General features: G+C 36.1%; 8 protein-coding genes. 1 reads left to right on the top strand and 7 read right to left on the bottom strand.

Going from position 1 to position 11,552, the window contains the following annotated elements:
• Positions 1–48: 48 nt before the first annotated feature.
• The 6 genes from FLACHUCJ7_RS22255 to FLACHUCJ7_RS22280 form a co-directional block, all read right to left on the bottom strand.
• On the bottom strand, positions 49–2,298 hold the full coding sequence (locus FLACHUCJ7_RS22255) for a S9 family peptidase (RefSeq protein WP_180910518.1): 2,250 nt from the start codon (positions 2,296–2,298) through the stop codon (positions 49–51).
• Between the two features lie 190 nt (positions 2,299–2,488).
• Positions 2,489–3,898: an APC family permease gene (locus tag FLACHUCJ7_RS22260; protein WP_180910520.1), complete on the bottom strand. Its 1,410-nt coding sequence runs from the start codon at positions 3,896–3,898 to the stop codon at positions 2,489–2,491.
• A gap of 155 nt (positions 3,899–4,053) precedes the next feature.
• A complete protein-coding gene (locus FLACHUCJ7_RS22265; protein WP_180910522.1) occupies positions 4,054–5,289 on the bottom strand; it encodes an NAD(P)/FAD-dependent oxidoreductase in 1,236 nt (411 codons plus the stop codon).
• A gap of 65 nt (positions 5,290–5,354) precedes the next feature.
• Positions 5,355–6,365, bottom strand: coding sequence for a 4-hydroxyproline epimerase (locus FLACHUCJ7_RS22270; protein ID WP_180910523.1), 1,011 nt, complete (start codon positions 6,363–6,365; stop codon positions 5,355–5,357).
• 3 nt (positions 6,366–6,368) lie between these two features.
• Positions 6,369–7,937 (bottom strand): aldehyde dehydrogenase (NADP(+)), encoded by a 1,569-nt coding sequence (locus FLACHUCJ7_RS22275; protein WP_180910525.1) that lies wholly within the window; start codon positions 7,935–7,937, stop codon positions 6,369–6,371.
• Between the two features lie 20 nt (positions 7,938–7,957).
• Positions 7,958–8,872: a dihydrodipicolinate synthase family protein gene (locus FLACHUCJ7_RS22280; protein WP_180910527.1), complete on the bottom strand. Its 915-nt coding sequence runs from the start codon at positions 8,870–8,872 to the stop codon at positions 7,958–7,960.
• 137 nt (positions 8,873–9,009) lie between these two features.
• On the opposite strand from FLACHUCJ7_RS22280, the gene FLACHUCJ7_RS22285 reads away from it, so the two are divergent.
• Positions 9,010–9,852 (top strand): AraC family transcriptional regulator, encoded by an 843-nt coding sequence (locus FLACHUCJ7_RS22285; protein ID WP_078229284.1) that lies wholly within the window; start codon positions 9,010–9,012, stop codon positions 9,850–9,852.
• Between the two features lie 55 nt (positions 9,853–9,907).
• Here the strand turns inward: FLACHUCJ7_RS22285 and FLACHUCJ7_RS22290 are convergent, their stop codons facing one another.
• Positions 9,908–11,497 (bottom strand): M61 family metallopeptidase, encoded by a 1,590-nt coding sequence (locus FLACHUCJ7_RS22290; RefSeq protein ID WP_180910529.1) that lies wholly within the window; start codon positions 11,495–11,497, stop codon positions 9,908–9,910.
• Positions 11,498–11,552 lie beyond the last annotated feature (55 nt).

Raw genomic sequence — 11,552 nt, forward strand, 5'->3', positions numbered from 1 at the left:
TTTCTGTTGATTTACAAAATCTCTTTTTTTTTTCTTTTCAGAAATTTTCTACTTATAAATTTCTTCCCAGGCTGGCGGTATAACTCCTAATAAATGCTGTACAAAATAATCCCTGCGTTTGCGTTCACCAAAATCGCCTCCGGCAGAATGCCCCATTCCCGGAACTGTTACCAATTCAAAATTTTTATTGGCTTTGATTAAAGCATTTGCAAACTGCATGGTTGAAGCAGGATCTACATTATCGTCTAATTCTCCAAGAATCAACATTAAATTTCCGTTCAATTGTGCCGCATTAGCAGTATTCGAGCAAGCTTCATATTCTGGCCCAACCGGGTATCCCATCCATTGTTCGTTCCACCACATTTTATCCATTCGATTATCGTGACAGCCACAAGACGCTACGGCAACATCATAAAAATCAGAATTAAAGACCAAAGCAGCACCGGCATTTTGTCCTCCGGCTGATGTTCCGTGGATGCCTACTTTATCAATATTCATATAAGGATATTTGGCAGCAGCCGCTTTCATCCAGAGCTTTCTATCGGGAAAACCGGCATCTTTGAGGTTTTTATAACAAACATCATGAAAAGCTTTTGAACGGTTTGAAGTTCCCATTCCGTCAATCTGAACTACAATAAATCCTAATTCAGCCAAAGATGACATGGCCCAATAGTAGGATTGAAAATTCTTTGGAACAAATGAATCCTGAGGACCTGCATAAATGTATTCAATGACTGGATATTTACGATTTGAGTCAAAAGTCGTTGGACGTACAATTACGCCCCAAATATCGGTTTTACCGTCTCTTCCTTTGGCTGTAAAAACTTCCGGAGCTATCCATCCTGTTTTTTGTAATGCCGAAATATCTGCCTTTTGCATTTCTACAATCGTTTTTTGTGTATCGATGCTTTTCAAAACGGTAATCGGGGGTAAATCTACTCTTGAATACTGATCGACATAATATTTATAATCAGGTGAAAAAGTAACTTTATGATTGCCGTTTTCAGTCGTTAACCGGGTAAAGTTTTTGCCATTAAAATCGATTCGGCAAAATTGTAACAAATATGGGTCCTGATTGCTGTCTAAACCGCTGGCCGTAAAATAGATTTGTTTTTTCTCTTCATCGACTTTTAGTACTTCCCGAATGGGCCAGCTTCCTTTTGTAATTTGATTTTTGACTTTTCCCGTAAGGGCATCATACAAATACAAATGATTCCATCCATCACGTTCTGATGCCCAAATGATTTCATTGTTTTTTTTGATGTCGTAACGGTATCTTTTGCCGCTGTATTCTACAAATGTTGGACTTGTTTCTTCTATAATAACTTTAACTCTTCCGGTTGTTGCATTGACCTCCAAAACACGATACACCTGATGTCCTCTTTGATTGTATTCAAAAGTGAAAGCGCTGCTGTCGTCTTTCCATTCAATTCCAGAAATGTCATATTGCTCCTGAAATAAATCGGTTGCCACCGGAATTTGCTTTTTTGAAGCCACTACAAACAATTGCGGACTTTTAAAAGGCAGCTGATCACCCGGTTTTAAATAATCACGGGTTTGTAATTTTGGCTGAAACTGATCTTTTGGGCTTGATTCAACAAAATAGATTTTATGATCCTCGCCCGGACGTACTTTATAAGTCATAATAGTTTTGCTGTTTGGCGACCATTGCAAATATGACGAATAATAAAATCCTTTTGAACCGTCGTAACTCAGTTGGGTTTCTGTTTTTGTTTTTTTGTCTTTAATAAATAAATTATAGTTTTTTATAAACCCAACATACAAGGAATCCGGAGAACCAACAGGTTTATTGCCCAATTCATCAAAGTTATCTCCCCAATAATCCTCTTTTTTTAACGGCTTTTTATAGTCGCCGGTTTTGGTTAATTCACTCGTATTCAGATTATATAAAAATTTCAATGCTTCGGTTGTAAAAACTAATGTTGACAGGTTTTTATCAAATTCCAAATTTTCAATCGGAAGATCTTTATAATTTACTTCTTTACCTAAAATCTTTGATAATGACTGTGCTAATTTAGTATGATCAAAAGCTAATGCCTGCTTGTGATTTTTCGTATCAGCCAAAATAAATTCTTTTCCTTTCAATACATTATTACTGTACCATATGTAATCATTTCCAATCCAATGAAATTCTTTTGGTGTATGGATTACTTTGTTCTTAAATAAAGAATCGACGGCATTCGCTCTCTTGTACTCCTTTAACGTACCCTGAGCCTGAGCGATGAAACACCACGAAAGTGTTAAAAACACACTTATTTTTTTATTAGTTGTCTTCATAATTTTAATAATAATAAAAATATGTATTATTTATTGATGAATATGGGTTAATATTAGCACATAGTAAGATTATATTACCCATAGAAATAAGAATGTGATAAAAAACAGTTATTAAATACTAATTTGTATTGAAACGATAGACCTAACAGGTTTTAAAAACCTGTTAGGTCTCCACTAAACGTCAAATTAATTAGTAATTTTTTTCTTTTATCAAATAGTAAATCGGAATCCCAATTAGCATAATCAAAACACCCCATCCACAAGTAGAAAATTTTGTAAACAATAATGAAACACAGACTGCTGAGGCTATTATAATGTACAATAAAGGTAAAAAGGGATAGCCTAAAGCTTTATAAGGACGAACTGCATCGGGCATTTTTTTGCGGAGAATGATAATTCCGTAAATGGTCAGGATATAAAAGATAAGTACGATGATAATTACAAAGTCTAATAAATCACCGTATTTACCGGTAAGACACAATACAGAAGCCCATAAACATTGTGCCCAAAGTGCCCACGAAGGAACACTATTGCCATTAAGATGAGCTGCTTTTTTAAAAAACAAACCATCTTTTGCCATTGTATAATAGACTCTTGCTCCTGCCATAATCAATCCGTTGTTACAGGCGAATGTTGAAATCATAATCATGAGTGCAATAATCAGTGTTCCGATGTCTCCAAAAATATATTGAGCAGCCACCACCGCTACCCTGTCTGATTTTGCTCCGGCTACTTCGTTTAGCGGAATTACGGCAACGTACATTAAATTGGTCAATACATAAATTATAGTCACAATGAAAGTTCCTAAGAGCATGCTTAATCCCACATTGCGCTTTGGATTTTTAATTTCTCCGGCAATGAAGGTTACACCTGTCCAGGAATCGCTGGAAAACAAAGTTCCGACCATAGCTGCAGAAATTCCGGAAATTAAAGCTGAAGTACCAATTGGCATCCATGAACCTGATTCGGTATTAAACGCATGCGGTGTCCAGGCATCTGTCCAGTTGGCATTCCAAACAGAAGCTTTAGCGGCTAAAGTAAATCCGAAAATAATTAATCCTGAAATTGACAGAATTTTTATAATGGTTAAAATCGTTTGCAGAATTTTGCTGTTTTTTACACCCCGCGTATTCAGATAAGTTAGAAAAACGATCGTTATTATCGAAACAATCTGAGCAACATTAAGCTTGAAACTTCCTAGTTTATATAAGATATTTTCATCACTGACTGCGGGAATCAAATACGCTGCAAATTTAGAAAAGGCAACTCCCACTGCTGCAATTGTTCCGGTTTGTATAACGGCAAAAAAACTCCAGCCGTACAAAAACGCTATTAATTTATTGTAAGCCTCTTTTAAATACACATATTGTCCGCCTGCATTTGGAAACATGGCGCTTAATTCACCATAACTTACAGCGGCAATCATGGTAATTAATCCTGAAATCAGCCAGATTAAAACGAGCCACCCCGTAGAACCGACCTGTCTGGCAATATCAGCACTCACGATGAATATTCCTGAGCCAATCATGGAGCCTACTACAAGCATAGTTCCGTCTAAAAGGCCGAGTTCTTTTTTAAATTCTTCCTGGTTATTTGTCATTTTTGGTTTGTTTGTTTGGTTGTTTTTTGTTTAGGTATGCCGAATTCTATTTTTAAAATCTAAATCTGGTTATAATTTAGGTTTTTGAATCATAGTGTAAAAATGGTATGCAAAAAAAATCAGCTTCATTTTTGATTAAACATGAAGCTGACTTTTTAGAGTTGAAACATTTGAGTATTGACAGAAGTTGGCTTTTCAGAAATAATCTCGGCCACTATTTTTCCCGTTGCCGGAGCCAGACTTAATCCCATCATTGCATGTCCTGTTACTACTGTCAAATTTTTAAGTTTTTTATCCCTGGCTATAATTGGCATTCCCGAAGGTGTACAAGGTCTGAAGCCAAACCATGTATCTTCTTCTTTTGGCATTTCTATTTTTAAATCAGGATAGAAATCATTGATCGAATTTACAATTCCCTGTAACCTGTTTTGATTAATTTTGGTATCGTTAGTATGTGTAATTTCCATAGTTCCGCCAAAACGAATATCATTGTTCATAGGTGTAACAGCCACTTTTCCTTCACATAAAATACTTGGGATTGATGGCTTGTGATTCTGGTCTTTTAACGTAAAACTATATCCTTTTCCCGGCAAAATTGAAATATTGACATTCAGTTTCTTAGCAATATTAGGGCTCCAGGAACCGGTTGCCAAAACTATTTCATCTGTTGTAAAATTGCCTTTGTCGGTAATAATTTCTACAATAGTATTATTCTTTATAACAAAATCTATTACCCTTGTCTGCGAATGAATTTCTACACTCAGTATCTTCAGTTCGTCTTTTAAAAACTGCATAAACTTTTGCGGATAGATGTGTGCATCGCTTTTGTAATGAACACCGCCAATAACATTTGTAGCAGTTCCTTTCTCTAAATTTGAAACTTCCTCTTTGGAAATAAAATCAACTTCTAAACCTAAATCTTCTGCCAGCTTTCCTTCGTGATGAATTTCTTCTGCGGTTTTATCCGTTTTATAAAGCATCAAAAGCCCTTTTTCTTCATAGAAAAAAGAATTATTCTGTTTTGCCAGATCCTGATAGAGTTCCTTACTTAGAAGTGATAAATCACAAAGTGCGGGCATCGCTTTTTCTACATGTTTCAAATTGGCATGTTTGTAAAACTTTAAGCCCCAATTCATTAAATCCAAATTTAATCTGGGTTTTACATAGAACGGACTGTGGCTATCAAACATCCATTTTATTCCCTGTGCAATCATTCCAGGCTGAGCCAGTGGGATGATGTGCGACGGAACAATCATGCCTGCATTTCCGTAAGAACAGCCATCATTCATATCTGATTTATCAAAAACAACTACTTCATAACCTTCTTTAGCCAAATAATAAGCTGAACATAAGCCTATTATTCCTCCGCCAATTATACTTACTTTTTTCATTATTATTCTAAATTTAAAATTTGGCGATAAGATTTTTTTCAACCTTTGAATTATAGTTTATTTTTTTAAATCACCTGAAATCCAAATGCATACGGATCATCCTCTTCGTCAATGATAATATTGTTATAACCGTAGACTTTTGCCCAGCCCTGAATACTTGGCACAATGGCTTTTATATCTCCAATCTCGGTTTCTTCTTCGACTCGTCCAATAAACTTGCTTCCAATAAAACTTTCGTGAATATAATCTTCTCCCTTTTTAAGTTTTCCTTTGGCATGAAGCTGTGCAATTCTGGCTGAAGTTCCGGTTCCGCAAGGTGAGCGATCGATAGCTTTATCGCCATAAAACACGGCATTTCTGCCTGACGAAGCGGGATCGATTGGATAGCCTGTCCAGAGCATATGACTTACATCGCGAATCGTATCATTTTCAGGATGAATGAAAAGATTTGGGTATTTCTCGTTAATTCGTTTACGTACTTCCTGGCTGTATTGCACAATTTTTCCGGCTGTAAAATCCTGAATCCCTGAAAAATGAGGCTGTGGGTCTACAATGGCGTAATAATTTCCCCCGTAAGCCACATCAAAAACAATCTCGCCCAGTTCCGGACAATCAACTGTCAGACCTTCAGCTGCCAGATACGATTTTACGTTTGTCAAACGTACCCAGTCTACTTTCTTTCCCGTTTGCTGGTATTCAATCTGAACTAAACCTGCTGGTGCTTCCATTTTTATTTTACCGGGAATTTTAGGAACAACTAATCCTTCTTCGATAGCAATTGTGATGGTTCCAATGGTTCCGTGTCCACACATTGGCAGACAGCCTGAAGTTTCGATAAACAAAATTCCAAAATCATTTTCAGGATTGCTTGGCGGATACAAAATACTCCCGCTCATCATGTCATGTCCTCTCGGTTCAAACATAAGTCCTTTGCGAATCCAGTCATATTCTTTTAAGAAGTGCTGCCGTTTTTCGCTCATATTGTCTCCAACGAGATTTGGACCTCCACCGGCAACTACTCGCACGGGATTTCCACAAGTATGTGCATCAACGCAAAAAAAGGTTTTTCTGGGCATATATTAAATAGGATTCTGGGTTACTATATCATTTACTGTTCTGTTAATTCCTAAAAGGTTTTCATCCTGCAAAGCAACGGGCAATAATTTATTTGGCCAGTCCTGAAACGTAACCGGACGAACCCATCTTTTTACTGCCGTTAATCCTACCGAAGTAAATTTACTGTCAGAACTGGCAGGAAAAGGTCCGCTATGTGTCATTCCCGAGCAAACCTCAACTCCTGTGGGTACATTGTTAAAGATTAATCTACCTACCTTATTTTTAAGGTTTTGGATTACTTCTTTGAAATCTTTTAATTCACTTTCATCCGAATTTAAAATAGTACCGGTGAGCTGTCCTTCCAGATTTTCAATAATTGTATTCAATTGCTGAATATCATCACATTTAACAACCACAGAAAAAGGCCCAAAAACCTCCTTATGAAATGTTTTATTTTTTAAAAAGGTATTTCCATTTACCGTGATTACATTTTGCAGAGCATAGTTTGGCTTTACCTCTTTCTTTAAATTTGTCTGCTGCGTATAACCTTCCTGTCCAAGAACTTCTGATTTCAGGCTTTCATATTTAGCTTTAATATCGGGATGCAGCATACAGGCTGGCTCTAATTTGTCTGTCTCTAAAGCTAAAATAGTAATAAAATTCTCTAATTCATTACTATTTATTCCTAAAATAAGTCCAGGATTGGTGCAAAACTGACCTGTTCCTGCTACAATTGATGCAGCGTAGTTTTTAGCCCATTTTTCACTCTCCAGTTTTAAGGCCGATGGTAAAATTACCACTGGATTAATGCTTCCCATCTCTGCATAAACCGGAATCGGAACAGGTCTGTTGGCTGCAATTTTACAAAGAGCAGTTCCACCTGTAATACTTCCTGTAAAACCAACCGCTTTTACAGAGGAATGTTCAACTAAAGCTTTTCCTACCTCGATACCGCTGCTGTTTAGGTTCGAAAAAACACCATTTGGCATTCCGGTTCTTTGAGCTGCTTTGATAATTGCCGAAGATACCAACTCGCCCGTTCCCGCATGAAGTGGATGTGATTTTACAATGACCGGACAACCAGCAGCCAAAGCACTCGACGTATCACCACCAGCGGTCGAGAAAGCCAGCGGAAAATTACTGGCTCCAAAAACCACTACAGGCCCAAGTGGAATCTGCATTCTTCGAATATCAGGTTTGTCTTCTGTTTTGTTGATGATGGCTTCTACCCATGAGCCTTCTCTCAACATCGTAGCAAAGGCCCTCAACTGTCCGGTTGTTCTTCCGCGTTCCCCATTGGCTCTGCCAACAGGAAGTCCAGATTCCTGAATATAAGTCGTTAATAAATCATCCCCTAAAACTTCAATTTCATCAGCAATAGCTTCCAGAAAATCTGCTTTTTTTACGTCCACAATTGTTCCGTATGTTTTAAAAGCTTCTTCAGCTAAAGCTACAGCCTGAGTAATTTCGTCTTGGGTAGCTTCATAAAAAACAGTTTTATTCTCTGTATTTAGTTCCGGATTGATCGTCTTATAAGTCGTTTTACCTTTTGCGGAAAGCGTTTCTCCAATATAATTTTGTCCAGTAGTCATAGCTTACTTTTTACCTTTAGTTAAATGTTTTTGTAATCAGGCAAAATGGGTCTGTTTTTCATTGCAACATCGATAATAGTCAAAACGCGTTCTCTTTCAACTCCCTGCAATGGAAGTCTTGGAGCTCTTACGTTTTCTGTACCAAGTCCAGTGGCAACCTCAGCCAATTTGATGTTTTGTACCAATTGCGGAGAAATATCCAGTTCTAATAGTGGCATAAACCATCTGTAAATGGCTACCGCTTCCTCAATTCTTCCAGCTTTTACAAGTTTATAAATGGCCACAGTTTCTGCCGGATATGCTACTACTAAACCGGCAACCCAGCCATCTGCTCCTGTCACCAAACTTTCTAATGCCAGAGTATCAACACCACAAAGTACTTTTAAACGGTTTCCAAAACGGTTTATAATTCTTACTACATTGCTAATATCGCGCGTAGACTCTTTTACTGCCTGGATATTGTCTAATTTTAAAAGTTCTTCAAACATGTCCAGCGTTACCTCAATTTTATAATCTACAGGATTATTGTAAATCATAATCGGTAGCGATGTACTTTTTGCGATTTCCTTAAAATAAACAACCGTTTCGTAATCTGTAGCTTTATAGCGCATTGGAGGCAGTAACATCAAACCGTTTACACCTAATTCTTCGGCACGTTTGGCCAAAGTAATGGCTTCGCTGGTGGTCTGTTCTGCAATGTTTACAATAACCGGAATTTTTCCTGCTGTGATTCTTAACGTGTTGTTAATTAAAACCTCTTTTTCTTCTTTAGTCAATGTACTAGCTTCTCCAAGGGTTCCGCCAAGTATGATTCCGTTAACTCCAGCTTCAATTTGTGCTTTAATATTTTTTTCGAACATTACGAGGTCTAATTGACCTTCTTCTGTAAACTTAGTCGTTACAGCCGGCATTACGCCTTCCCAATTTATATTCATATTATAATTTTTATCAAAAATAAAACTTATAAAAAGAGACGTCTTTGTCATTATTAGCCGTTATCAGGACTATATTACCCCATCTATTGTATAATCTGATTTTTTTGATAATATTTACATAACTAAAAAACAATCCTTTGAAAATCTTACCTTTTAAAATCCCAAAAACCGAGAGAGAAGCACTCATATATCAAGAGGATATTGAACGTGTTTTCTATGATCAGCTGCACCAGCATGAAGAAATTCAGATCAGTTATATCGTGAAAGGTGCCGGAACACTGATTGTTGGAGATTCTATTAATGATTATAAAGAAGACGATGTTTTAATAATTGGTGAAAACGTACCGCATGTTTTCAGGAGTAATGTAGAAGCCAGCCCGGAGTCTGTAATGCTAACTTTATTTTTTACCAAAACTTCTTTCGGGAAAGATTTTTTCAGTCTGAATGATATGAGCAGTGTAGATGATTTTTTTAAGGAATCTGAATATGGAATGAAAATACTGTCGAACCACAAAAAAATCATCCATCATTTTGAGAAGCTGAAAAAGCAGAATAAATTACAGCGAATCGCCTCGTTTTTAAAAATTATAAACATTATTATTTCTTCTGAAAAAACACCGCTTTCTTCTTTTGTTTACAAAAAAAAATATACTGATGATGAAGGAAGAAGAATGAGTGCTGTTTTTGAATATGCTATTGAGTTTTACCATCAGAATATTACATTGGAAGAAGTGGCGGAGAAAGCCAATATGAGCAAAAATGCCTTTTGCAGATACTTTAAAAAACGTACTAATAAAACCTTCTTTCAGTTTTTGATTGAAATCAGAATTGAAAATGCGTGCAAATTACTGTACCATAAAAAAGACCTTTCGATTGCCTCCATATCTGAACTCTGCGGTTTTCAGGATATTGCCAACTTCAACAGGAAGTTTAAGGAACTAAAGGGAATTTCCCCTTCCCATTATCGCGCCCAATTTTAATTTTTTTAGCTTACAAACTCAGCAGTTTTTTTTCTAATCTTTCTAATCTGTGGCTTTAAATTTTAAAAATAGATTTTCTGATTTCTAATTGCAGTTCTGACGCTTCCGAAATTTTTTTGATTTCAAAACTTCTTTCGAAAAAATAATCTTTTTTAACTGAAGATTTTATCGGACTCAAATCGATTTGAAGTCCTGCGTATTTTAAATATTTTGGGTAATCTATTTCAGCCGTAGTGTCTACATAGTTTTTTATTTCAGCTAGAGATTTTCCTGCGATTTGTTCAGAAGTCTGCCAAAACTCGGCTTCGGTAAATCCTCTTCCTTTTTTTTCATAATATTCATTGTATAGAAAACGCATTACATCGTCTAATGATTTTTGATTATGTGTATTGTTTCTGATTTCAAGATCTAATAAAAAACCAATAACCGGTCCTTTATTGTAATAGGAAATCGTAGTTTGTTGAGCATTACTTTCGTTGTTGAAGAAATTCAGCCAAATATCAAAACTCGATCTGGATAAGGACATGTGTTTATTGCCTTCAATATTTTCGTATCGTTTTATAGATTCTGTAATATACTTTAAAGCTTCATTGCCATCAAGCAAACCGGCTTTCATCATAATAATGTATTCGTAATAAACCGTCAAGCCTTCGGAGACCCATAACATAGAAGTATAATTTTCTTTATTGTAATCAAACGGCCCCAATTCTATTGGACGAATGGCTTTTACATTATAAAGATGGAAATATTCATGTGTGACAAAATTTAAAAAATCGGTATACTCTTCATCAGATTTAAAATCGAAAGTTCCATTGGTAAAAATAGCCTGCGAATTCCAGTGCTCCAATCCTCCGCCTCCTGCTTCCATCATAATGTAGCTGTAATCATCATAAGGCACTTTTTTCATGATGGCAGTTGTTGCCGTCATTATTTTTTTAAGATCTGAAGTGAATTTTTCTTCGTTTAACCCTTGCGGAGTTGCAATTCCTAAAGAATATGATTTTTCTTCATGCTTAAAATTAATTACTTTTTGATTGCCCAGATAAATTGGACTGTCGTAAAAAATATCCACATTTTTTGCAGCAAAAGTGAAACCGCTTTCATCAGTTGGCTTTAATCCCGTTGAGACTTTTTTCCAGTTTTTGTATGGATTCACAGTCAGTTTTATCGGATTTTGAAGAGCATTTTCTACGTGCATAAAAATAGTATTAGGCATTAAAAAAGCTTTATCTGCATCTACTAATGATTCTGCTACCGATTTTTTATTGGCAAAAACCCTGTACTTTACCTGTATTTTAGAGGCTTTTCCGTTTTCTGCCACCCAGCAGTTTTTAGTTTTTTTATGCCAGTTTATTTTGTTACCATTGGCATCTGTTACGTCAAAATCTACAATATAGCGCGGTGTATCTAAAATCAAATAATATCCAGGCGTCCAGACCGGAAGTACTAAATTAGTTTGTGCCGATGAAAGGTTTTCAAAATCTAAAACCACTTCGAGATAATGCGATTCCGGATCTTTAAAGGAAACTGAATAATTTTGTTTTATCTCTGCATTGACTGCTTTTTCGGCTGTTTTACAAGAAATTGCGATTTGAAAAACAAGCAGACAAAAACAAATTTTTATGATTTCAATTGTATATTTCATATTGATCTTACTTTAAAATGAAAAGCCATCCCTGAACAGGAACAGCTTTTCACAC

The sequence above is a fragment of the Flavobacterium salmonis genome, assembly GCF_903819435.1.
Taxonomy (GTDB): domain Bacteria; phylum Bacteroidota; class Bacteroidia; order Flavobacteriales; family Flavobacteriaceae; genus Flavobacterium; species Flavobacterium chungangense.

Bases quoted from the DNA above. Each gene is read 5' to 3' on its own strand.
- FLACHUCJ7_RS22260 (WP_180910520.1), bottom strand. From the start codon at position 3,898: ATGACAAATAACCAGGAAGAATTTAAAAAAGAACTCGGCCTTTTAGAC.
- FLACHUCJ7_RS22265 (WP_180910522.1), bottom strand. From the start codon at position 5,289: ATGAAAAAAGTAAGTATAATTGGCGGAGGAATAATAGGCTTATGTTCA.
- FLACHUCJ7_RS22270 (WP_180910523.1), bottom strand. From the start codon at position 6,365: ATGCCCAGAAAAACCTTTTTTTGCGTTGATGCACATACTTGTGGAAAT.
- FLACHUCJ7_RS22275 (WP_180910525.1), bottom strand. From the start codon at position 7,937: ATGACTACTGGACAAAATTATATTGGAGAAACGCTTTCCGCAAAAGGT.
- FLACHUCJ7_RS22255 (WP_180910518.1), bottom strand. From the start codon at position 2,298: ATGAAGACAACTAATAAAAAAATAAGTGTGTTTTTAACACTTTCGTGG.
- FLACHUCJ7_RS22290 (WP_180910529.1), bottom strand. From the start codon at position 11,497: ATGAAATATACAATTGAAATCATAAAAATTTGTTTTTGTCTGCTTGTT.
- FLACHUCJ7_RS22280 (WP_180910527.1), bottom strand. From the start codon at position 8,872: ATGAATATAAATTGGGAAGGCGTAATGCCGGCTGTAACGACTAAGTTT.